The sequence below is a fragment of the candidate division TA06 bacterium genome (assembly GCA_016208585.1).
Taxonomy (GTDB): domain Bacteria; phylum Edwardsbacteria; class AC1; order AC1; family EtOH8; genus UBA5202.
In genome coordinates, this window is sequence record JACQXR010000034.1 from 25,352 (window position 1) to 49,310 (window position 23,959).

The window sequence follows — 23,959 nt, forward strand, 5'->3', positions numbered from 1 at the left end:
ATCAGAAGTTGGCCCTGATCTCAGTCCGGGCATTGTGCAGGACTTTTTTTTGCGGTTCTTTGCGGCCCTCGTAGGAAGCGGAGGCAGTTAAGTAATTGTTCAGTTTATAATCGGTCTGCAATTTCCAGCTTTGGCTTTGGCCTAAAGACCGGCTGACCGAGAACTCCAGGGGAATGACATTTTCATTTTGATCGGCCCGGCGGTATATTTGACTGAATTCCATCCGGAGACTGCCCTTAAGACCCAGTTGGTGCCTGACAAAAGGAGATAGTACCATATCGCGGTAATTCATTCTGGGGATAGTGACATAATAATTCTGCCTGAAAAGGTTCTCCCACAGCATATTGGCCTTGATCCCCAACTCAGTCTGGTTTTTATGAAAATAGCTGATCTCGGCGCCCGCCTTGGTCTCCCTGTTTTCGCTTTCCAGACCGGATTCCATTGACAGGGTGCTGTTATAATTCAGTTCGCCAAAAAACAAGGCTCTGGCCACAGGCCCAAGCTGGGCGGTGATTTCGGCCCGCCCCTCTTTGGAATTTACCGTGATCCTGCGGTTAAGGTACTGGTTGTCGTCGTTCCGCCTGGTACGGTAGTGGAACTTGAAGAAATAACTGCCGGCCGGGTAGTACCAAAGGTCACCGGACAAATCCAGGTTGGCCGAAAGATTGGCAGTTCTATCCCAAAGCGCGCCGGGGGTGAACATCATCATGGCCCCGGACAATTTGCGTCCTGTTTTCAGGCCGGCCGCTCCGCATAGATCCAATTTTAATTTTTGATGCCAGGGCCCAGGAATGGAGATCCCCGGAGAATAACTGAGGTAGCTTTTGGCCGATAGTTCCGCCGCGATCGTGCCGGCCGGTGCTTCTTCGATCTTTTTCAGGTAATTGCCGGCTGTATCCGGATAATAGGATTGGGTTGCCGGATCATAGCTGTAATCACCGGCCCGGTCCGAAACCCGGTAAAAAGTCTCGCGCTTCAAACGGGTCTCGGCGCTGTTGATGGAATAATCCAAACCGGCTTTCAGCGCCTGGGCCAAGCCCCGATAATTAGCCCTGAGCACAGCCAGGTGTGTGTTCAGGCTTTGTCCCGGCACTCCCGGACGGTAGACCAGACGGCGGTAACGATGCTCCAAATCGCCTGATAAAACCCGTCCCGGCAGCAGCCCCAGTTTAGTGGTGAGATCGGTGGCATAGGATTTTGGCTTAAAGGTTTGATCCAAAGAATCTTTTATATAGTCCTCCCTTCGGGAAAGCGCCAACCTGCCTTCGGTAATATCACCCCGTCTTTCCATCCCCAATCCGGCCAAATAATATTTCTGACCGTAACCATTGGCCGAATCTCGTTCCACTTGATCTGTGCCGGCGGAAAAATCAGCCAGGTAGTTCCATCGTAAATATGAAATACCGGCCTCGGCCTGGTGAACATCCCGCCGTCCCAAGGAAGCATTTTCCGGCCAGGCTTGGCCCAGCAAATGCCGGTTAAAGCCGTATTTTAAAAGATACTTCGGAACGGGACGAAATTGCAAGCCGGCCCTGTAGTTCCTGGCCCAGACGGACTGCTCCATATCCAGACGTCCCCATCCGGCTTCGGCCTTCAACATCTCCGGACCCAGGCTTATCTCATATTCAGTAGTTCTCCTAAGCATCCCGACGTTCAGGGCTTTTGTTTCGTTCCAGTTGTACAGTTCCCAACGCTTGGTAAAATCTGGATCGACCGGAACCACGCTTTTTTCAAAATCAGGGTTTACCGCCAGGGTTCGGCCTTTGATCTCAAAACCTCCCCCCCACAGCGTATCCCGTTGCCAGTGAAATTTCGCCGACCCAGAGTAACCCCGGTTGTTTCCATCGTCCCGGGCCGAAAGCAGATTTTTATCCAGATCGCTCCCGGCTCCCTCCAGATCAGCCTGACCTCCCGGCCAGGTCAGATACGCCCCCAAAGTGTATAACCGCGTTTGAGATGGAGCCGCCAGTTTTTTGACGGCCAGGTAGTCTCCCATATTCTTTCCGGCATATACAATGATGCCCAGGCTGTCACGGTAATCGCCCCGGCCGCTGTCCACTTTGGTGAAGGAGACCAGATAATTCCCGGAATCGGGCCCGGCATAGACATAAAACGAATCACGGAACAAATAGTTCCCCTGGCCTGCCTCAACGACAGTGCCGCCGTCGGCCCAATATCTGGAGGTGTCATCTCCAGCCAGATCAAGGATATTTTTGTCGGACCGGCTTAACTCTCCGGCCAAAGGATAGTTGTAATCATCGCCTTCCTGCCGGTACCCGCCTTTGACCTGAATATTTTTCCCCAGCCTCGTGGCAGCGGCGGCCGAATAAAAAGGCCTTTGGTAATTTTGGCCCGAGTATTCGAACTCGGCCATGATCCTGGAGTCGGAGGTGATCAGCCATTGCGGGTTAAAGGACAAAAGCCCGGACTCATAATCCATCTGGTAATCCTGATGCTCGCCTCTTTTCAGCAACTGGCCGTTAAGCCATATTTTCTCGGTGTTGGCTAATATTTTCAAGCCGGATTCGCCGGGAACGGCTGCAAGCTGATAGGGCCCCTGCTTCCCGTTCTGCCCCGTGAAATCTGACCTGGCCTTTTGCCCTTTGGTAACGGCTGCAGCCAGGTCCAGATTGTTTTTTTTGTTAACAATAGCAGCCCTAACCCCCTGGAGCTGCCGTTTCAGTTGGAAATATCCGGTCCCATGGTAATCCAGTTCATAGTCCCCCAAAACAGCTTCCCAGATATTTCCCTGGGCTTTGATATATACTTTCTCGATCTGGCTTAGGTCTTCGGTGCTGCCGGATGACGACAATGGCATGTTTTGGTCCGAAAGGAAAGCGTTTACTTTAAGGGACGGGCTCAATTGGCCGTCGATGCTGACCTGCAGGGCCTGTTCCAGGGAAAAATCCCGGCCCGATCCGGCCGAGATCCCCAGAGACTTGCTTCCGCCGAAACGGACCTGCCCGCTTTTCTCATTGATCCAGCCGCTATAGGACTGGGTGGATGAGGGATCAAAGCCGACAACGGCTTCAATCGTATCCGGCATATTGGCGGTTGATACGGACAACGGCAGATAAACGATCTTGTCCGGAAGATTAAAAGGCAAAGCGCGGTAATAGGCCCGCACCGTGTCGGATGTTTCAAGTGCAACGGAAAAATATATTTCGCCCGTCCGGCAGTCCAGGGCATAATCACGGTTGGGAACCAAAAGACTGTCATTCAAAAGCAGGGAATCGCTGTCTTTAATGATATGCCTGTGCGGCAACCGATAAGAATTGCCGGCAAACCCTCCCGGTATGACGACCTTGGTTCTCCCTGCTGCTCCCTGCCCGGTTAAGGAGGAAAACCAGATCGGGATCATTAGGATCATTATGACATATTTTGTTACAGCCGTTCTCATTCTTCGCTGACATTCAGCAAATATTGATCGGAGGCTACAAAAATACTGCCAAAGGCGCTGCAGGTCACGGACAAGGGGTTGGCAATGGCACAGCCCGCCCCGGGGTAGATCCCTGAAGGCTTGATCTCAAACGAACTCAGTCGGCCCTTGTCCTTTTCGCAGATCCAGAGCACAGATGTTCCCGGCTCAAAACAGATGGCGGACGGTGAAGCTGATGGCGTAACATCCACCTTCCCCAAATAACTGCCGTAGGTGTTGAACACCGTGACTTTGTTTGCTCGGGCGTCGGCAGTAGCCAGGACTGTGCCTGTTCCATCAACCGCCAGGGCATTGGGCCACTGCAAACCTGAATTCCCGGCCATCAGCCGGAAACGCCGGACCTCCTGGCCCTGATTGTCCAATACCGCCACTGTGTTTGACAGATTATCCAGCAAATACAGACTGCCGTCCTTGAGGACCGCTCCGGAAACAAAAGAACTTCCCGAATAGGAAACGATATTTTGTTTTTGGCCCCAGCTGTCAAAATACTGGATGTGCTTGTTCAGGTCATCAACCAGGTAAATGCCATTGGCCGGTCCGTTAAGCAAAAAACTGCGGGCCGAGGAGATGGCAGATTCATAGTTCAGGCTTCCGTCGTTTTTATAACTCACTATTCGCCAGCCGCCGGCGTCGGTCAAAAATATATCCCCCCGGAGACTGGAACACATGGAAGGCCCGACATCATTGATGATTAGCTGGGCAATCTTGAATGCCTGAACCGTTTTGATCTTGTTATCGCCTGGTTCCGGCCTTCGTTGTTCCACAATGGCCGTGCAGGATATAAAAACAAGCGGGCAAACCAGAATATAAAACCAGCGCCTCATAAAATCCTTCACTTTCATTAACACAGAAAATCCTCCGTCCTGATTCTTCTTTTTGTTGACGGAGGATGCTCTGCACTTTGATAGCTCGTCTATTTTAAAAATTACGCAAAAGCGTCAGGGTAATAGTCTCCGGCTGGTAGGAATAGCATTCCAAACGCCAGTCAGGTTCCTGTGTCAATTTGGTCCTTTGCTTGTTAAAGCGTTTAGCCAGTCTGGCGGCGTTAACGGCCGACAACATATGATTAAGCACGGAAGCGCCGACCGAATAGCTGATCCGATGCAAGGCAGTCCGGCTTTTGACCCTTAACCCGCGGTAATAAAACCATTGGCCGTAATCCTGCCATTCCCAGGAGTCTTCGGAAGGATAAAGTTTATCCGCCACATAGGCCTGCTGGGCAGCCGGATCGTAGGGATATAGTTCCCGGGCCTGCCGCCATTGGTCCTCGTTATACCAATAACTGTTGGGCCATTCATAAACGTTCTGATAATAAAAATCATCCGTCCGGCCGGGATTGGAACCAGCCTGCTGGGCAGCATAAGCGATATAGTCGCGGCGCCGCATGTCGCCCTGAAATTTATTGTACCAGGCGGCCGACCAGATCACTGCTTCGGTGGTTACGAAGCCTTTGGTATACGCTTTTTTGCCAACATAATATTCGCCGGAACCCGGGACCAATAAAGAGAGAAAAAATGCCTTCCGGGCGGATTTCCTGTATTTCCTTGGGAGAACAGGTTTACTGCTGTCAGGCCCCATCGCAGAGGCGGCGGTATCAGGAATCGTCTTCTCAATAGTGGCGGTGGGGCTTACTTTGGAACTGTCGGAAGATTGGTCTGTCTGGCCATAGGCCTGAAAAATGCAAAAAGATATCAGCGTTATTAAAAATAGTGTCTTTTTCATTTGATCACCGCCGCTTTGCAAATTTTGGTTTTGACAGTGGCTCCGTCATTTGCCTCCACTCGTATGATATAAACGCCGGAAGCAATATTTTCCAGGCTCCAGATAACTTCGTTTTCGGTCAAAGCCTGTCCCGGTTGGCTGTACTGGCGGACCAGTTCTCCGGCCAGGTTGAATATTTTAACGTCGATCTCGGCCTTATTTTCCAGGTAGAACCGGATGACCGCTTTTTCACCCCGGGCCGGGCTGGGGTAAACGTAGGCATTTTTAATCAGCTCGCCCGAATTGACCGGCAAAGGATGCACGGCCGGGTCCCAGTTCATAAATCCGGTATGGGCCTGGTTGCCGCAGAACATCGGCCAGGTTAGGCGGGAAGCAGTTACCGGGGATCCGATGCTCCAAACATATAAATTGCCGTCGTCGCATCCTACCGCCAGTTCGATGTCTGAACTGTCTCCGTCCAGGTCGGTCAGTAAAGGCGTGGAATATATCTTTCCGCCAGCCGTCAGGGGGAATCCAGCCGCATTGGTACTGTTGCCATTGAAGGCGTAAACCCGGCCGTCGGGAGAACCTATTATTATCTCAGGCAAACCGTCGTTGTCCACATCGGCTGTCACTGGAGATGACTGGACATTCAGCGATTCGGAAATTACTTTTGGGAAACCAGAAATCAGCGTGCCGTTATAGTTATAGGTGTAAAGTTTGGTTCCGATGGCTGCCGCTATTTCCAGATAGCCGTCTCCATCCAGATCGCCCAAAGCCGGAGACGCCACGGCGGTCTGGGTTTGGTTATAGATTTGAACAGGCCAGCCGGTAATGGTTCGCCCCAGTTTATCAATTACTGTAACTTCAACCACAATTTCATTTTCATATTCATTACTAGGTGCTTTGGGACACGCCACTATCTCGGGGCTGCCGTCCCGGTTTACGTCACCGATGGCGGTGGAAGCCGAGACCCAATCTACAAATGCTCGATGGTACGGGAAACCGGGAAGCAAATCACCATTCCCTTTGAAGGCAAATATCCTGCTGTCACCGGAAAGAACTACGATTTCTTGACCGGGAGAAGCGGGGTCAAGCTCTGCTGCCGAAACAGTAGCCCTGGTTTCCATGTCTAAACCCCTTGGAAAGCCGGTTACCCGGCGGCCGTCATGGTGCCAGGCATAAAGGCTGTCGTCATCGCAGGCTACTATGATCTCCAAGGTATCATCGCCGTTGATGTCGGCCAAAGTCGGCGAGGAAAATATCGGGCCGGAGGTTTTAACAGGAAAACCGCTGCTAAAACTGGCGCCTATAAAATCGTAAGTGTTTAAATATCTGGTCGTATCGACGATAGTAGTTTCAGGGAAAAGGCGGAACCCATAGAGCCACCCCTCTGTGTTCGAGTAGGCAGCCGAGATGAACACTGACTGCTCTTGGAATGCATACAATGATCCAACTGCAGGAGATGAGTAAATGTTTCCCCGGACCTTTGCAATTACGCCTCTAAGAAAAACCGTATCATTTGTCGCGACAATTACTGTATCGGGGTTAGATCCACAAGGTGTACCATCGCTCTTCAAGGCATATAGGTATCCGTTATTGCCGGGGAGCAACAATAATTTCATTATGGTATCCGTACCCAGCGAAGTGGTAATATAATTCGGGCTGTTCCAATCCACCGTCTGACCTAGGTCATACGGGAAACCCGGCAGGCTCCATCCTACTTTCACCCGAGCGCTCAGGCTCTCGGACGGTGCAGTGATTCCGGAGATGGAAATATGGGTATACGAACCGTCATTGGCCGTGGTGGGCGGATCGCTGCCGTCATCTAACCTGTCATTGTTGCCGGCATAGTAGGCGTCGTAAGGACTGGCAAAAGTGGAATAAGGCGAGCCGCCCCAGCGCTGCAGATCCTGGACGTGATCAGCCTCCAACAGATAAATGGCTTTGATGTCACCGGTTTCCAGGCTGTTGTCAAACCACCTTTGGCTGATAAGATTTTCGTCCACATGGTAAACCAAAAGCCCTCCGGCATCCAGTTCAAAGGGCAGCGACATATCGTAGTCGTTTACTTTCACCAGGACTCCGTTGCGCCATTCCCTGGCCCCATTGCAATCTGCCGTAATAGAATCAATTATGGCGCTGTTAGGGTCCACCCAAGCCCGGCGGTTTTCAATCAGGTAATACTCGTGTGAATTGATCGGTATTTTAACGATGGCATCCGGGGTTTTGGCTACCCAGTCAAAAGCGATCTGGTTGTTATCGCCAGGCTTTAGAGTCAAGGGCTGCGACCAGCCCAGAAAAACCTTGCACCAGGCCGAAAGATGCGGCGGCACAAAGGCGTTCATGTTCCACGATCCCCAGGACATCAACTCCCATTCGCCCAAACCCACCGAATACATGGAATAATCATAAAGATCCGGCAAACCCAGCTGGTGGCCGAACTCGTGGGCTATCTCGCCCTGTGAACCCAGCACCATCCCGTCCTGGCTTTGGGTCTCGGCAGCGATTATCCCTTCATAAATTGTATCGGCTCCGGCCTTGATTATGATTGGACTTGAGCTGTCCATCTGCAAAAATACTGATGGAATGTCGGCGCCGTAGGGGTCGGTCTGCCAGCAGGAACCGGCATGGAACACCATCACGGCTTTTGGGACTTTTGTGGACCCGCTTCCGGTGCTAAAACTGCAGTTACCGGAATCATTGCCGGCGGCATCCACGGCATCCCGCAGCAGAACATACAACCCGGCCCCCCAGTTTGCTCCCCCGTTGTAAAAATCGCTGTAAAAGGACATCTGATGGGGCAAAGTATAGGCGGCGGTATCGGCCTTGGGCCATTGCTCAAATTCTATCCACAACTGACTGTCGGATACCGCCCAGTAGTAATTGCGCAAGGCCAGCATCTGATTATGGATGTATAGGCTGTCGTGAGGCGGCTCATAATCCAGATTATGGCCGTTAAGGTAGTTGTTATCGATATACATCGGTTGGCCGTTTCCCGCGTAGTCAAAATGCCCGTTGCCAGTTGTGTTGGAATCATCATCCAATTGGAACTGGGCCTTGATAGCCAGAACATGAATGGTGTCCACATTTGCCGCCTTGCTCCGGCCTTTGCTTTTGGAAACTTCCCTGACCCGGCCCAGCAGGTTCATTTTGGATACGGCATCCTTGTACTGGCGGGGCTGCTGTTTGATTTTATCCAAAATCGGACGAGAGGTTTTCCACTGCTGTTTTAAATCTTGCAGGTCTCCGGCGCCGGCTACGGTACATGCCATGAGGAACAACAGCCACGGCAATCTCAGCCAACGCCGGTTAAATATGGCGATCATATTATAACTCGACTGAAAGTGAGAATTTTTTATTGTATTTCTGTAATTCACCGCCGGGCTCCAGGGAAAAATCGAATGTTATATTTCTATACCCCACTCCGGCGCCAAAAGTATTGGCCGGGCCTAAATCGAAATTCCCTTTATCGTCGGTACCGATGCGGCCAATTCTGTCATAAACCAAACCATAACGCAGAGATAATGAAGCGGCGCCCATATAGCTGTATTCAAAACCCAGATGACTTACAGTCTCTTCCAGTTCTTCCCTCCAAGGCCGGTCGTTAACCACCAGCATCTTGGTGATATCATAAGCGGCTGTCAGTTTGGCCCAGCGGCCGTCCAGGATCTTATAGGCAGTGCCGACCCGGAGATTGCGGGAAAGGGGGTCGGCCTGCTCGGCGTCAATGTATTCCAGCTTGGGACCGATATTTTGAAGATTGGCTCCGAAAGACAGTCCCTTAAATGGCCCCCGGTACAGTAATCCAAAATCCAAAGCCCAGGTGGTGGCCACACCCGTGCCCTCCTCTCCCGGTGCCCCGAACGGCGCCAGATGGGAATGGATCAATTTTAAATTTACTCCGCCAGCCAGGTCTTTGAATATCTCGTTGCCGTAAGAAAGACTGGGGGAAAATTCATAACTGGAAAACTCGCCGTAGTTTTCGCTATTGGGACCGGTATGCTGACTGGTGCCTTCGGAGATAAAGATGACGTTGCCACCAAACACGCCCCAGTCCTTGTAGGGCTGGACATAGGAGATGTACTCATAATACATATCGCCCACATCGGCCCAGATATCGGAAAGCCAGGGGGAATGCATCAAAGAAGCATAGCTCTTATCCTTTCCGATTTTCACCAGATCTGAGGGATATAATGCTTCCAATAACATCCGGTTCAATTTGCGCAAATCATTCTGGCTCAGATTCCCGGGGCCTTCTGCCAAAAGTTCCTGGGCTTCGACCGGGAACGGATTATTTGCCCACTGTTCCTGCTGGTAAAAATCAGTCCGGGATAGGCTTAGGTTAATTTCGGCCAGCAATAACTGCCGGCCTTCGATGGGTACTCCCTGGCCATTAAAATGATTGTCTAACTCGGCCAAAGCTTTTGGCCCCATCAGGCCTTTAAGATACTGAAAAGGATTGGATTTCTTTTGGGAGGCCACGAACCATTCCGGATAATATTCGGCAAGCAGAGCCCGGTTTAGAACGGCGGTATTTCCTGAGGAACCCAGTCCCATAAGGTTTTGCAGATGTTGGCTTGGGTTGCGGCCGCCCGGGGCCGGTTGGCGGACGAGCTGTGAATCGGAGAGGACATTGTTGTTAATCTCATCCAACCAAAGCCTTTGTTCTGCTTCGGCCAGGGGGCCTTCGCCGGCATACTGTAAAAATATCTGACCGATGGTTTCTTTTGTTCTTGCCTGAATATAAGCGGCCAGAGAATCTCCCATGTCAAATGCTTTATATGGCGTTATGGTTTCATTCAATATTATGGTTCTATTCAACAAGGATTCCATCGCTACCCGGTTAAGCAGTCGCATGTCTTCCTGCGAAAGTTCGGCAGTCTGGAGTTTAAGTAAATCTGGATAGGCTTGGAGCAAGAGATCCTGATTCCAAGAGTAAAGCGCTCCGCCTTTGAGACTTTTGTCGGCCAGAACTGAGGTTTCTGGTTTTAAGGCTACATTTTTAAATCTTTGTTCCTTGTAAAAATCAGACTGCCGGCAGACATTGTTCAGGGCAGCGGCTAAAATTGACTTCAGGCTGTCCGCATGGCTGTCCTGGTATTTTCGGGATAAAAAGATTTTGGCTTTTCCCGTCATCTGGCCGTAAATATACTGGGAAACCGGATTGGCCCGGCCTTTGATTTTCTGGGCCAATACCTGAGGATCAACTATATTTGAAACCGCAAAGCCCAGACTATCCGGGCGCATACGGTATTTGGCCAATACTTCTGTCGCCTGTTCCGGGATGGCGATATCACCCCAGCTAATTGTTTTATAAACAGCCCGGCCGTTGATTTGTTTATTCAACGCATACGCCAAATTTGCCTTGGCCTGGCTGTCCAAGGAATCGCCCGCCTGATGCCCGGTGATGATGGCTCTGGCGTCTTCGTTTAACAAAGGCAATATGTTTTTACCGGCCAGACCCGCGGTGTCGGCCAGCGCGGCAATTAGTTTATTCCAGTCGGCGATGTCGGATATACATAATAATGGGGTTCCTGAAAGTTTTATTACCATTCCTTCGGGATCTTTAAAATCATCCCGGGAAAAAACATTTCTCTCCGGCAAATTCTTAAAGCTGTTCAAGAACCTGTTCCAATCCCTGATGTCATGAGAGTTCAACCGGGGATCGTTTCTTTTTAAAAAAGCCAGGCCCGCCGGATTATAATAGGTGGCGGTGGCATCGTCGGCAATGGCGCAGAAGGCGCTGCCCATGCCGCTGGGACGGGCGCCGGGCCGGATCAGCAAAAATATGGCCCCGCCCTCCGATATGGCCCAAGCCGGCGCTGTCGACGACAATATTATCGCCGTAGTCAGGAAAAGTTTGATTTTTGTGGTTAGCATTTCCTTTTCTCCCGTTAATTATTAAATTTATTATTTCATTACAACCATTTTGCCGATGGCACTAGCTTCCCCCGATTGTCCCTTGACCGTGATTTTGTAAAAATAGACGCCATTGGCTAAAAGGCTTCCGTCGGCATCGCGTCCGTCCCAGTATATTTGATGATAGCCAAAACTTCTGCCGTTTTGAGCCAGGGTTTTGATCATCCGGCCGCCGATGGTATAAATTTTTATGGTAACATCGCCTTCCTGATACAGATTAAAAGTAAAGCAGGTGCTCTGCCTGAACGGGTTGGGATAGTTGTAAACCCCGTCAATCTTATTTTCTCCGGATGAAGCCAGGACATTCAAGTTAATCTCCAAAACGCCTTTATTGGAAGCTAGATCGCAGGCCGACAACCTTAATTTATTGCTCCCAATTTTAAAATTTTCAGGAACAGTCCACAAGGCTTGCCCGGAATTGGTGCTGCCTATATCAAAGATAAAATCATCGCTGAGATTTTTTAATTCCTTGTCATTTATCAGCAATTGCACCTGGTCGGTCTGAGATGCCGAAAAAGGAATTACATTAAGTCCCGCGTCGTCTCTTACTTTTACGGCCAGCCGGGAGGATGTTCCCACCGGATCTCCGTTGATCAGCTTTACATCATTGGCCCACAATTCTATGTTTGGTTTGACGGTGTCGGACAAAGCAGCAGTGTCGGTTCCGCCGATCCAGAGGTCGCCGCCCAAAACGCCGCTGACGTCGGCATTTGAACCCCAGGCATAAACACCAAGCCTTGCGCCGGACAGAGTCTCGGACCTTAGAGAAGAAATATTTGGCAGGATAAAACTTGCGCTTAAACTGTCGTTTTGGACCATGGCTCCAAACTTGACTAACGGCTGACCTGGAATTTTGAACTTTAGCGAGTGAGTATATAAAGAACTGTCCGTCCGGACGGCATCGTAAAGAGTAAGCAGGGCTTGACCGTTAAAGGAGCTTGTCAACCCGCTTATTTTGCCTTTTACCGAATAAAGCCCCCGGCTTTTCAAGGTATCATCATTTAAAACCAGACTGCAAACTCCGGCCGGTTTGGCCAAATACAAAGCCGGATCCCCCATTAAAATGTAGAGATGATTACCCCCTGAGGCTAACTTGCCATTGTAAACAGCCTGTCCTATATCATATGGACGTTTGAATAAGCTGTCATAAATACCTTTGGCCAAATTAAAATTGCCATTAGAACCAGTCCCCCGAGTAGCGCCTACGGTAGCAATGGCTCCCCCGCCGCTTTTGACCACCAGGGAGGTGCCGATGGATTCGTAACGGTTCATGTCAAACCGGGAAGTTCCGCAGGTTCCCATGACCACCAAAGGCAATTTGTCGCCGTTGGCCAGGTTGGCCACATCTGTATCCCGGAAATACCATTCATGACCCCAGACCCAATATGCCCCGTGGCCAAAAAAGTTGATAATCCCGGCCCCTATATTCCAATTGCTGATCAGGGCATTGCGAGCATCCGATTTATGTTTATCCGAATCCATAGGATATTCCCGCATTACCCCATATACCTTTTCTATGTCGTAACTGTCCGGCAGACTGTATTGAGCCAAAGATTCCGAATCGGTAGTATGAATTGTTTCACCGCTGTAGGAGCCGCCGGATACAAACTCATCATCGGCCACCAAAATAGCCCGGTTGCGCCATTGCATATCCCCGGATGCTGATTTGTAACGGAAAACTTTATTCACAACCGTCCAGGCTTCATCGGCGTTCTTGGCAGGTATCCGGGCCAATATAAGCTGCGGCAGGTTTAAGCCGTTCAAGCGCACATACCAGTCGTCGAATGTATCAAAGAGGTATTCACCCAACTCCAGTCTTAATCCATCTTCCTGGTGAGTGGGAATAAAATTATGCCGGCCCCAGGTTTTGTCTATTTCCCGGTAATCGTAACTGCCGTCCCCGAACAACAGGCATCTTTTGGGATTGGGGCCGTTGGAGTTCAAATAAATATGATCCAGAAACTTACGGATGGCCGAGGGATCTTTTAAGCCGAAGCTGAATTCATTGTAAATCCAAGAGAGTTTGACAGCCGCCATTGGCTGTAGGCGGGATTCGCCGGCATGCAAGTTCAGCAAGGCCTGGACTTGGGGCCAGAATTCATCGGCTGTGATCACCAGATAATTAACGGTTAAGTACTTCTGCCTTAAATTTTGAGACGCATAAGGCTCGATTTTAACCGGCCTCTGCCAGCCAGGACTTGCGGCCGCCCAATAAAAGCGGCCTTTCCGCCAGACATCTTCAAACTCAGAATATGATTGATAGATGCGATCACTCTTAATGTTGACCGGTTTTTCGGGATTGCTGATATCCAGAATTGTCAAGCTGTCGCTGGCAAAGCCGGTCAGGCGGAATCGATAAGGCTGTCCGGCCAGTGAATCGGCCCGAAATTTCAGATTGTAATTAAAGGCTTGATAATTGCGGCGGTAATAAACTTCGAACCAGTTCAAATATACTATATCCATTGTATCGGCAGCGTCTCGGTCCAACTGCAGATTAATTGTATTATTAGAAGCAGGTATATCTGGTAGAATTAAAGAATCGGAAAAGGGACCTGAGTCAGGACCGGCGGTCCACTTTTTTCCATTGTAAAGTATTCCGTTAACACCCCAGTTTAAATGATGATTGCCATTAGTACCAGACCTGTAATCTATTTTTATCCTTGCCGAACCCGGCATGGCATAAGATAAATCAAACGGCAGGCTGTAGTCGTGGTAAGCTTCCCCGGTCATCCGCTTCAAACTTAACCAGTACCACAGTTCTCCGGAATTGAAGGGATTGAAAGCATCCTGTTCAAAGTGCAGGGTGTCGTTGAAACTTTGAGGAGCGATGTAATTTAAGGAAATCGGGCGGCAATCGCGCTCAGCCATCCTTAAGCCGGCGGTACCTCCCCAGCAAAGCCAGTAGCTGTTGGTCTCGCCGTAAGGATTATAAAAATGGCCGTTGAGCAAGGCGCTGTTTTTATCCCATCCGGCCAGGCTTTGGCCGAAAAAAACTATCTGGTCGCCGGCATCAAACTTGCCATCCTGCTCTCCTTTTACCATGATGCTCATCTGCTTCAGGCTGTCAGCAGTCGGCGGAATGTATGACTTTGAAAAGGCCCGCGATCCGCCGTTGTATATTTTTATGGTCCGGGGATCTATGATGTCCGGATTGATGCCGTTCCGTTTTAGGTAATTGTAATCCATCCGGTAAATTCCCTGACTGACCACAGACAGTTTGTACCAAACGGGAGCAGCGGCAAAAGGATCGTCAGCTTTGGCTCCGGACTTGGAATATTCTGCCAGCCAGCTTTTGGATTGGGAGTAATTGATTATTTGATCGGCCAGGATCGGCCCGTAGACTTCATCATCACTGATCACACTGGGGCGGCCGGGAATATCCCAGGTTACCTGCACCTGAATACTGCGATAAATCCTTAACTTTTTTGAGACCGGGTCATATTGGGTGGGATAAACTTTTACCCAAGCCACCCGGTGACGCCTTAGCATGTCCACGAAATGAAGCAGTACTGGAGTTTGCGGAAATAACCCCTTGCTTTGATAGTAGTTATCGTTTTTGCGATAAACATAACTGCCCAAATCGTTTTGCCCCTTTGCCTCTAAGAATGGGACCGGGGCCAGATCTATGCCGGAATATTCGTCATACTCACCGGAAAGCATTTTGACTTCAACCCGGGCGTTCTGGGGAATTCCTACCATCACTTGCCGATACAAACTGATAGGCTGGCCCGGCTCCCCTTCAGTTTGACAGCCGGATATTGATGGTCTGGTCTGTCCCAGGTCGTTTAGTGTAAAGCTGACTGGGGCAAAATGGCAGGAGATCAAAGCTTCGCTGTCGCCTGACTTCAAAAGCTTTATTTGGGCCAGGGCCGGAACGGACATAAACCCAATGGTACAGATGATTATGATTTGTTTTTTGGTCATAAAAGATAAAAATTAAAAGCCGGCATCAGTTGATTGATACCGGCTAAATAAGGCAAAATTCGTTGCCTAAAAAGAGATACTGCCGAGCCGATATCAGGGTACGGTAAAAAGGCGATTCTATAAATTTTAAATCCCTGTTTAATCCCTGACATTGAACGGCTCTAATACAAATATCTCTTTATGGTTTCTTTTGTTAACATGATAACTATAACCTAAAACAGGCGGTTTGTCAAGGGTCTGACTTTAAGTTTGTGGCGATTATTTTTTCTGTTATCGCATCAACAAATTAGCGTAAAATCCCCAAATTATTTTCCTGGCCAGCAGAGCAATAACAGCCCCCATTGCCAAAAACGGACCGAAAGGAACCATGGCTTTGGCAGGCTGGCTTTGATTTTGGACATCAAATACTTCGGAGGTCTTTTTAAGCTTTCCTAGCAACATCAGGGGAACTCCGGCCAAAGTGCCCAGCAGAAATGATAGGAACAAGACCATCAGCACAGCCTGCCAGCCCACAAAAGCACCGATGAAGGCCGCCAGTTTGATATCGCCCCCGCCCATGGCCTCCTGTTTGAATATCTTTTCCCCGCCCCAAGCCGAAAGCCAGATCAGCCCGCCTCCCACCAAAATACCCGTCAGGCTGTCGAGCCAGGGCCAGAAACCGAAGGGATCGTCAAAACCGAAAAGAGAAAGGTTAAGAGCAGGATAGAATGTCCCTGCCATCCCGAAAGCCAGACCCAGGCTAATACCAGGAAAGCTCAAGATATCCGGAATGATGTAATGCCGGATGTCTATGGCCGAGATCACCAGCAATGCCCACAAGAACGGCAGGTAACCGGCCAGCCTCCAGTCAAGGCCGAATTTTAAATAAGCGGCGGCAAAAAGCAGCCCTCCCGACAGCTCTACTAACGAATATTGTACGGAGATCCTCTTTTGACACTGGCTGCATTTGCCCCGTAAGATCAGATAGCTGATAACCGGAATATTCTGGTGCCATTTGATGGCTGCGCCGCAGTCCGGACAATGCGAAGGTTTGACCACCACCCCCTCCCGTCGTGGTATCCGCCAGATGCAGACATTGGCAAAGGAGCCGAAAATCAGCCCGAATAAAAAAAATATTAATGTAATTGCCATGAGTTTTAACTTCCGTTATTTATTGTGGAACGATGATCCCGCCAAGATCGTAATCCCAGGCCCGGTCTATCCTAACTTCAGCAAAGTTCCCCGGGGTAAGCACCTTATTTGTTTGGATATATATCTTGCCGTCCACCTCGGGAGCCTCGGCATAACTGCGGCCATAATAACTGTAGCCTTTTTTAAACGGAACGACCGAGTTTTTTTCAACCGTCCCTTCCACCAACACCTGGAATATTTTGCGAACTCTGATGTTATTACAGCGATAAGATATTTTCTGTTGCAGGCCCATCAGTTCATCGCGCCGATTTTGCCTGAGGGACAATGCCACTTGTTTTTTAAAATTGCAGGCCCTCGTACCTGGTTCGGCAGAAAAGGCAAAGGCCCCCAGCCTTTCAAATTTCTGCCGGGAAACAAAATCCAGCAGTTTCTCAAATTCGTTTTTGGTTTCGCCGGGAAAGCCGGTCATAAAGGCCGTTCTTACTGCCAGGCCGGGCAGTTCGCTCCGCAACTTAGACATCAATGATTCCAATTTTTCGCTATCCGTTCTGCGATTCATGGCTTTTAAAATCGGGCCTTCGCTGTGCTGCATCGGGATGTCCAGATATTTAACGGCTTTCAAACTATTCTTGAGTGACCTGATCAGTTTTTGGTCATAATGGGCCGGATGGGTGTACAACAGTCGGACCCATTCCAGGCCTTTGATCTTATCCAGCCGTGACAGCAGATCCCCTAATTTTCTTTCCCCGTACAGGTCCAGTCCGTAGTTGGTGGTATCTTGGGCGATCAGGTTGATTTCTTTGACGCCTTGGGATGTCAGTATTCTGGCCTCAGCTACGAGATCTTTCATCGGCCGGCTGCGGAATCTTCCCCTAATTTTTGGAATGAGGCAATAGGAACAATTGTTATCACAGCCGTCGGCTAGGCGGAGATAGGCCCAACCCGGCCCGGTAGTCAAAACGCGATTGTGATAGAATTGGCCTGAATAATCGCAGCTGGTTTTGGAGACAGACAGTTTTTTGGTGCCGGCCACGGCTGAAACGATGTCATTGTAGCCGTGCACTCCGACCAGTGAGTCAATCTCCGGAATTTCGCGCAACAGTTTTTTGCCCATTCGTTGCACCAGACAGCCGGTGACCACTAAACGAAAACCGATTTTTCCCTTATGCCGGGCTATGATAGCAATTTCGGATAAAGCCTCGCTGACGGATTCCCGCAAAAAACCGCAGGTGTTAATAATGGCTGCGTCGGCCCGAGAAAGGTCGCTGGTTACTTGATACCCGGCCTGAAAGAGTTGGCCGATCATAGCCTCGGTATCCACCCGGTTCTTGGAACAGCCAAGTGAAACTAGATATGCCTTGCGGCTATACAATGGCCTGGCAGAATTACTCATAGTTAATCATTGATCAAGGATGTCCTTGTATTCGGCGCAATATCTTTTGCGTTGGCAGGATTCACAATGCTTCCCCATCCATAATTCGTCGTATTGCTTCATGATTTTGTCAACCAGATATTTATCCGAAGTAATGAAGCCCGATTCGAAATTCCTTCTATCGTCTGATTTGGCCCCCATCCCGGCCCCGGTCAGGTTGGCGCTGCCAGAGTAGGCAAAACTGCCGTCTACAATGACCGCTTTAAAATGGACCCTGGGGCAAAGCAACCTCTCCAATCCTTCTATTAGGTCGGGATAGCGGTCAAAATCTTTCCGGAAGTTCGGCCCCGGCTCCTTGGCATGGATCAGTCTTAGTTCCACCCCCCTTTGGCAAAGTTCTGACAATATTTTCAAAAAAGGCGCCATCCGTTTGCCTTCCGCTACATAAAGGTCCTTAAGGTCCGAAGTGGCCAGCCACAGGTATTTTTGGGCCTTGGGTATTTGCTCTAAAATGACCTTTTGGTATATCTGTCCGTCGGTGATGAATTCAAGACCATTAGAGATGCTCATTTAGGCGGCCTCACCAATTTCCCGCTGGCAAATGCCAGTATGTCTCCCTGCCGGCTGGTTATCTCGGAATAGGCTTCGACTACCCGGCCCTTGTCTTGGATAACCTGCCCTTTTAAAATTACCTCCTGACCGATCTTTACCGGACGCTTGAACCTGACCGTCAGCTCGGCGGTCACCGCGCCGGAAGCCCCGCCTCCGCCCTCGGAACCGCCCACGGCGTGAGCCAGGGCCTCGTCCAGCAGGGTGGAAACAATGCCGCCGTGCAATATCCCCTGCCAGCCCTGGTATTTCTGCTCCGGGACAAACGCTGCCCGGCAGGTTCCCGGCTGAGGATAGTTGAACTTCAGTTGCAGGCCGTCGGGATTTTTTCTCCCGCAGGCAAAACATCCCTTGTCATCGATCAGATTTTTATTGTTGTCCATTATGATTTTCTGTTCTCAGCCGCTTACCGAAATCACTTCCTCGTAGGTGGTCAAACCTTCCATCATTTTCTGCAAAGCCACTTGTTTAAGGGGAACCATGCCGGCGGCGGCGGCCGTCTTGTATATCTCGTTAAGGCTGGTGTTATCAGAGGTCAGCACCGATTTCAAATTGTCGGTCATCTCCATCACTTCAAATATCCCGATCCGGCCCTTGTAGCCCGTTCCCCGGCAGTCCACGCAGCCCTCGCCGTAGTAAATCTTGGCCGGATGCTCCCCGGCAGAAAAGCCCTCGAAATCTTCGGGATTGGCTGTCCGCTCCCGGCGGCAATTAGGGCAGATCCGGCGTACTAAACGTTGGGCCATCACGCCCACCACGGTCGAGGAGATCAGATAATAGGGTATGCCTATATCCAAAAGACGGACCATGGCCGAAGGAGCGTCGTTGGTATGTAAAGTGGAAAGCACCAGATGTCCGGTCAAGGCCGCCTGAATGGCGTGTTCGGCGGTTTCCCGGTCGCGGATCTCGCCCACCATGATGATGTCGGGGTCCTGGCGCAGGATGCTGGGAAGAATGGTGGAAAATGTTACCCCGGCCGCCGGCTGGACCCCGATCTGGTTGAACTCCTCGATCACCATTTCAATGGGGTCCTCCACCGAGATGATGTTGACCTCGGGCGAGGATAGGGCTTTTAGCAAGGAGTACAAAGTAGTGGTCTTGCCAGAACCGGTGGGGCCGGTCACCAAAATTATTCCATTAGGCCTCCGGATGAAGGCGCTGTAGGTCTGGTATTCCCGGGGATAAAAACCCAGCTGGTCCAGGTCCTGCATCAGTATCTCGGGGGTCGAAGATCCTGATTACCATTTTTTCTCCGAAGGTCACCGGGACGGTGGAAATCCTCAGCTCGATGTCCTTGCCGGCATAGTTGGTCTTGATCCGGCCGTCCTGGGGCCTTCGTTTGTCGGCGATGTTCATCCGGGACATGATCTTTATCCGGGAAATGATCGGGGCATGGAGGTTGCGGGGGATGGTGTAAATGTAATGCAGCATCCCGTCGATCCGGAGCCGGAGGTATGATTTGTCCCGTTTGGGCTCGATGTGGATGTCGCTGGCCCGCTGTTCAAAGGCGTAATGCAGCAGGTATTCCACCGCGCTGGTGACGTGCTGATCGTTGGCTTCGATAATCCTCCTGCCCCTTCAGCTTTACGAACTGTTCCAGGTTGTTGAACTCGTCCGAAATGATCCGGTCGTTCTCGGCCGCCCGCACCGAGGCCCTGAAGCCGTAGAATTCGCGGACGATCTTCAGGATGTCGGTCTTGGAACTGAGCACGATTTTTATCTTGATGCCCCGGGCGTTCTGCAGGCTTTCCACTATCTCCATATTGGAAGGGTCGGCCACCGCCATGGTCACCGTGCCGCCCTCCTCTTCCAGGGGCACTATCAGATGACGGATGGCATAGGGCCGGGCCACGTGCGAAGTGACCACGTCTAACTGCAGTTTCAGCGGGTCTATCTTGCGGTAGGGAATGTTCAGTTCCTGGGCCACGGCCTGGGTAATCATATCCTCGGTCAGATACCTGCCCGGCTGCCCCGGGACCTGGATATTGAGCGAGGAGATGACCTCGGCCGGAGTGATAATGTTAGCGGCCTGGTGCAGCCTGCGGCTGTACGCCGATTCCTGGTATTTCTGCAGCTTGGCCCACTGGGCCGGGGCCTTTACCAGTATCTCCCGGTGCTGGTCAGGAGTAATCCGGCCGCATTTAAGCAGCATCTGGGCCACCTGTTCCAGGGTAAGGTGAGTTGAAACGGTCATATCATTCTCGTTAAATATTGATCAGTTGGAGGACCGGGGCAGGTCAAATTTAATTGGTTCGGGAATGAATACCTCGTGCACGCAGGCCAGGGCGTAGTTATCTGTCATCCCGGCGATGTAATCGCTGACGATCACTGCGACCGGGGGCTGCTCCTCGTCGTAAACGTCGGCCAGCTTCTGGACGTGGCGTCCGAAGCGGCGGAACAGCGGCACCGGGTCGGCATCGTATTCCGGGTAATCCCGGCCGTATTTCTGATATGCCTGGTTGAGTTCATCAAACAGGGTCCTCAATATTTTTTCGCAGAACATCCCGTACTCCTCCAACGGGGCCGAGGTGTAGATGTTCTTCAGGTTGAAATCATACAGGGCCCGCATCAGCGGGCGGTGGCGGCCGGAGAAGGAGATGGCCCCGGTCTTTTGCGATTCGGCGATGATGTCGTTGACTAATGTGTCTATGATCTCGCCGTTCTTGCGGCCCAGTATTTCCTTGATATTTGCCGGAACTTCGTCCTCGTTGATGATCCCTGCTCGGATGCCGTCCTCGATGTCCCGGCCCAGATAGCTGATCTTGTCGGACATCCGCACGATGCAGCCTTCGTAAGTGCTGGGATAAATGCCCAACTTTTTGATGGTTCTCAGATCGACCTGCTCTTGGCGGGGATGGATCTGCTTTTCGTATTTTTCTCCGCAGTGGCAGATGATCCCGTCCCGGACACCGTAGGTTAAATTTAGACCGGCCCCGTCGTTGGCCAGCTTGTCCACCACCCGCAGGGCGTAAAGCTCGTGATTGAACCCGCCGTAAGTTTTAAGCAAATCGTCCAGCACTTCCTCGCCCCGGTGGCCGAACGGCGCATGGCCCAGATCGTGCCCCAGCGAGATGGCCTGAGCCAGGTCCACATCCAACCCCAGCACCCGGCAGATGGCGGCGGCGATGGTGGCCACGTGCAGAGTGTGCTCCATCCGGGTGCAGACGTGGTCGTTATCGGGCGAGAAGAAGACCTGGGTCTTGTGTTTTAGCCGGCGGAACGGCATGGAATGGATGATGGCCGTCTGGTCCCGGAAATAGGGCCCCCGGATATCCTCTTCCCGGGCCTTAAGCCGTTGGATATAGGTTTCAGGCGATAAGGGATTTTTCAGGTCTTTCATTTTATCTCTCGTCTATAAGCCTTGATATTTTATCAAAGGCGTAGCAGACCCCGGGTGCTACCCATGGATGAATGCGTGTCGTGAATTATCGGTATAAAATTGTTGTTTACCGAGGACGTGTAATCCCGCCGTAGGCGGGTAAATTAGGTCAAGTGCCACGGGCTTCCGCCTGTGGGTATCTACTTTCAGGCCGCCGGCTGTTTCGTCTTCCATCTTTTATGCACCCAGTACCAGTGGTCGGGATGGCTGATCACAAATTGTTCCAGCTGGGAAGTGAAATGTTTTGTCAGGCGCAGTATCTCCGCCTGTTTTTCGTTTTTGGTATCGGCGTAAAAAGGCGGATTAAGATACCCAATATGCCTTCCTCCTTCCTGCCGGACGATGGCCCCGGTGATGAGAGCCGCGCCGGTCTTAAGGGCAAAGACGGCCGGGCCCCTGGTGGTGGAGGCTTTTTGCCCCAGAAAATCGACGAAAACTCCGTCCTGTCCGGCATCCTGGTCCGAAAGCATGGCCACGAAATGGTTTTGCCGCAAAGCGGTCAGCACTTCCCGGACAGCGTCTTTTTTGAAGATGATATTGACGTTTTTTGACTGGCGCAGGGAATTGAGCGCCTCGTCAACATATTTATTATGCTGGGGATAGACCACTACCGAAAAATGATAACCGCTGTTAGCGATAGCGGCGGCATGCGCTTCCCAATTGCCAAAATGCCCGCTTATTAATATCCCTCCCCGGCCGTTTTTTACAACCTGATCAAAATATTCGGTATTTCTAAGTTCTACTTTATCCTTAATTCTTTGACAGTCAGACTTTTTAAAACGCAACAACTCCACCAAATTCTTTCCCAGATTTTGGTAAAGGCTGATCGTTATCCGGAGATTTTCAGCATGGTTGTTACCGGGAAAAGCCCGCGCTAAATTATCCAGGGCCATTTTACGCCGCACTCTCAGGGCAAGGGCCATTTTGCCCAAGGTAGCGCCGACACTCAAAGCTGTTTTCTCAGGCAGAAGGTTTACCCACCAACCCAGAAAGATCAGCAGCCAGTATTGCAGTATGTAGCCGATGTTTTTCATTAATATTTCCTGGATTCCCGATGTCTCGGGAATGACATGAGTCATTATAAAACAACTTAATTCCCAATTTAGAAAGTGGTATAAAATCAGCGCGTATCTGCGTCAATCCGCGCCTGCGCGCTGCAGCCCCCGGGGCGTAAGCGCGTCCCATTCGGTTTCACCGTCCCAGCAGCTTGGCCACCGGGCTGCGTTTCTGATAGACGGCGTGCCGGGGGCAAACCTCGCTGCAGCACAGGCAATTGATGCACAGTTTATAGTTGAATTCGGGCACCGGGCCAACCGAGGCCAAAGCGCTGACCGGGCAGCTCTCCACGCAGTAACCGCAGTTGATGCACATTGTTGGATCGATGGCCGGCCGCACCCAGAACAATTTAGCTGCGTATTTGGCCAGAAAACCGGGAATGAACGAGTAGAACCAGTTGGGCGGCCAGATGAAGTCCTTGAGCGGATCGTAACGGTCCCCTAAAACCTCTACATTCTTCAGATCGGCCTCCCCCAGGTTTTGGCGGTAAGCGATTTTTGTAGTGGGGATGTCCAGCGGTTTTTTGCCCAACAGATGCGCCGCCAGGGCATCCACTGCCACCCCGTCGGATCCGGCCAGGATCATGCCCAACTGGCGCGGCTTACCGGCCGAAGGGCCGAACCCCTCCAGGCCGGTCACGGCATCCACGATGTTTAAATGCGGCCGGGCCAGGGCGTATATATCCGCCACGAGTTTGGAAAAATCCCACGGTTTGGGGGCCTGCTTGTGGTACATGGATTTTTTAAGGCCGGGGATCACTCCATACATGTTCTTAACCGCCCCGGTCATCAAGGTCAGGCTGTGGGTCTTTAATTTAGGCAGGTTGATGACGACATCGGCGTCCAGCACCGGTTTGGCGATGTGGTATTTTTTGCCGTTAAACTCCTTTTGACTGACCCCGGATTTCTCGAAACTGACCAATTCCACTTGATGCCTGCGGCAAACATCCAGCATCCCGGTAATGCTCCAGAATTCATCCAGGCTTTTGAAAGCCCCGGCCGGGCTGTCGCCCACCAAAGGAATCCCCCCGGCCCCTTTTACCAGGATGATGACCGCTTCCACCACCGCCGGGTGGGTGGTGATGGCCTGGTTGGGGGGTTGGGCCGAAAGGAGGTTCGGCTTAAGCAGCACCTTCTGGCCGGGCTTGACAAAGGCGGATATGCCGCCCAAAAAATCCACGGCCTTTTTTACCGCGGCGTCAACCTCTGGTTGGTTGTATGATTGGCATTTGACTAAGGAGATTTGAGGCATGGCATTCAATCTTGTTGGTTACATTATACCATAAAATAAACCCATGTCAATTTTAAAACGCCATAAAAAAACAACGACCGGCAAACGCCGGCCATTGTTTTTTACTGAATTCCGGTTAGAGGGTACTTAACCCTGGTAATATCTTTGGCAACCCCGGTTATATCTTTCCTGACCT

At 51.0% G+C, this 23,959-nt stretch carries 13 protein-coding genes and 1 pseudogene; all 14 read right to left on the minus strand.

What is annotated here, in order from left to right; all coding sequences use genetic code 11:
* Position 1 precedes the first annotated feature (1 nt).
* The 14 genes and pseudogenes from HY768_02840 to HY768_02905 all read right to left on the minus strand — a co-directional run bounded on the left by HY768_02840 (position 2) and on the right by HY768_02905 (position 23,784).
* The gene (locus HY768_02840; protein MBI4726155.1) at positions 2 to 3,400 is read right to left on the minus strand and encodes a hypothetical protein; all 3,399 of its coding nucleotides are present in this window, start codon (positions 3,398 to 3,400) and stop codon (positions 2 to 4) included.
* Positions 3,397 to 4,263, minus strand: coding sequence for a hypothetical protein (locus HY768_02845; GenBank protein ID MBI4726156.1), 867 nt, complete (start codon positions 4,261 to 4,263; stop codon positions 3,397 to 3,399). Before HY768_02845 ends, HY768_02840 begins: the two co-directional genes overlap by 4 nt.
* 94 nt (positions 4,264 to 4,357) lie before the next feature.
* Positions 4,358 to 5,161, minus strand: coding sequence for a hypothetical protein (locus tag HY768_02850; protein ID MBI4726157.1), 804 nt, complete (start codon positions 5,159 to 5,161; stop codon positions 4,358 to 4,360).
* The gene (locus tag HY768_02855) at positions 5,158 to 8,469 is read right to left on the minus strand and encodes a T9SS type A sorting domain-containing protein (GenBank protein MBI4726158.1); all 3,312 of its coding nucleotides are present in this window, start codon (positions 8,467 to 8,469) and stop codon (positions 5,158 to 5,160) included. The genes HY768_02850 and HY768_02855 overlap by 4 nt, the downstream gene beginning before the upstream one ends.
* A gap of 1 nt (position 8,470) precedes the next feature.
* Complete coding sequence (locus HY768_02860) at positions 8,471 to 11,023, minus strand: PorV/PorQ family protein (GenBank protein ID MBI4726159.1); 2,553 nt, start codon at positions 11,021 to 11,023, stop codon at positions 8,471 to 8,473.
* Between the two features lie 30 nt (positions 11,024 to 11,053).
* Positions 11,054 to 14,986 carry a type IX secretion system sortase PorU gene (porU, locus tag HY768_02865; GenBank protein ID MBI4726160.1) on the minus strand — a complete coding sequence of 1,311 codons (3,933 nt, stop codon included), beginning with the start codon at positions 14,984 to 14,986 and terminating at the stop codon, positions 11,054 to 11,056.
* A 270-nt stretch (positions 14,987 to 15,256) separates the two neighbouring features.
* Complete coding sequence (locus HY768_02870) at positions 15,257 to 16,117, minus strand: prepilin peptidase (GenBank protein MBI4726161.1); 861 nt, start codon at positions 16,115 to 16,117, stop codon at positions 15,257 to 15,259.
* 19 nt (positions 16,118 to 16,136) lie between these two features.
* Positions 16,137 to 17,510 (minus strand): 30S ribosomal protein S12 methylthiotransferase RimO, encoded by a 1,374-nt coding sequence (gene rimO, locus HY768_02875; protein ID MBI4726162.1) that lies wholly within the window; start codon positions 17,508 to 17,510, stop codon positions 16,137 to 16,139.
* A gap of 6 nt (positions 17,511 to 17,516) precedes the next feature.
* Positions 17,517 to 18,059 carry a phospholipase D family protein gene (locus HY768_02880; GenBank protein MBI4726163.1) on the minus strand — a complete coding sequence of 181 codons (543 nt, stop codon included), beginning with the start codon at positions 18,057 to 18,059 and terminating at the stop codon, positions 17,517 to 17,519.
* Positions 18,056 to 18,481: a PaaI family thioesterase gene (locus HY768_02885; protein ID MBI4726164.1), complete on the minus strand. Its 426-nt coding sequence runs from the start codon at positions 18,479 to 18,481 to the stop codon at positions 18,056 to 18,058. Before HY768_02885 ends, HY768_02880 begins: the two co-directional genes overlap by 4 nt.
* Positions 18,482 to 18,496: 15 nt before the next feature.
* Positions 18,497 to 20,292 (minus strand): annotated as a pseudogene (locus tag HY768_02890) (type II/IV secretion system protein).
* Positions 20,293 to 20,313: 21 nt separating this feature from the next.
* Positions 20,314 to 21,438 carry an HD domain-containing protein gene (locus tag HY768_02895; GenBank protein ID MBI4726165.1) on the minus strand — a complete coding sequence of 375 codons (1,125 nt, stop codon included), beginning with the start codon at positions 21,436 to 21,438 and terminating at the stop codon, positions 20,314 to 20,316.
* 185 nt (positions 21,439 to 21,623) lie between these two features.
* A complete protein-coding gene (locus tag HY768_02900; GenBank protein ID MBI4726166.1) occupies positions 21,624 to 22,511 on the minus strand; it encodes a lysophospholipid acyltransferase family protein in 888 nt (295 codons plus the stop codon).
* 157 nt (positions 22,512 to 22,668) lie between these two features.
* Complete coding sequence (locus HY768_02905) at positions 22,669 to 23,784, minus strand: DUF362 domain-containing protein (GenBank protein ID MBI4726167.1); 1,116 nt, start codon at positions 23,782 to 23,784, stop codon at positions 22,669 to 22,671.
* Positions 23,785 to 23,959: the final 175 nt, after the last annotated feature.

Coding starts and splice junctions, on each gene's coding strand:
- HY768_02840 (MBI4726155.1), bottom strand. CDS start 3,400: ATGAGAACGGCTGTAACAAAATATGTCATAATGATCCTAATGATCCCG.
- HY768_02845 (MBI4726156.1), bottom strand. CDS start 4,263: ATGAGGCGCTGGTTTTATATTCTGGTTTGCCCGCTTGTTTTTATATCC.
- HY768_02850 (MBI4726157.1), bottom strand. CDS start 5,161: ATGAAAAAGACACTATTTTTAATAACGCTGATATCTTTTTGCATTTTT.
- HY768_02855 (MBI4726158.1), bottom strand. CDS start 8,469: ATGATCGCCATATTTAACCGGCGTTGGCTGAGATTGCCGTGGCTGTTG.
- HY768_02860 (MBI4726159.1), bottom strand. CDS start 11,023: ATGCTAACCACAAAAATCAAACTTTTCCTGACTACGGCGATAATATTG.
- porU (MBI4726160.1), bottom strand. CDS start 14,986: ATGACCAAAAAACAAATCATAATCATCTGTACCATTGGGTTTATGTCC.
- HY768_02870 (MBI4726161.1), bottom strand. CDS start 16,117: ATGGCAATTACATTAATATTTTTTTTATTCGGGCTGATTTTCGGCTCC.
- rimO (MBI4726162.1), bottom strand. CDS start 17,510: ATGAGTAATTCTGCCAGGCCATTGTATAGCCGCAAGGCATATCTAGTT.
- HY768_02880 (MBI4726163.1), bottom strand. CDS start 18,059: ATGAGCATCTCTAATGGTCTTGAATTCATCACCGACGGACAGATATAC.
- HY768_02885 (MBI4726164.1), bottom strand. CDS start 18,481: ATGGACAACAATAAAAATCTGATCGATGACAAGGGATGTTTTGCCTGC.
- HY768_02895 (MBI4726165.1), bottom strand. CDS start 21,438: ATGAAAGACCTGAAAAATCCCTTATCGCCTGAAACCTATATCCAACGG.
- HY768_02900 (MBI4726166.1), bottom strand. CDS start 22,511: ATGAAAAACATCGGCTACATACTGCAATACTGGCTGCTGATCTTTCTG.
- HY768_02905 (MBI4726167.1), bottom strand. CDS start 23,784: ATGCCTCAAATCTCCTTAGTCAAATGCCAATCATACAACCAACCAGAG.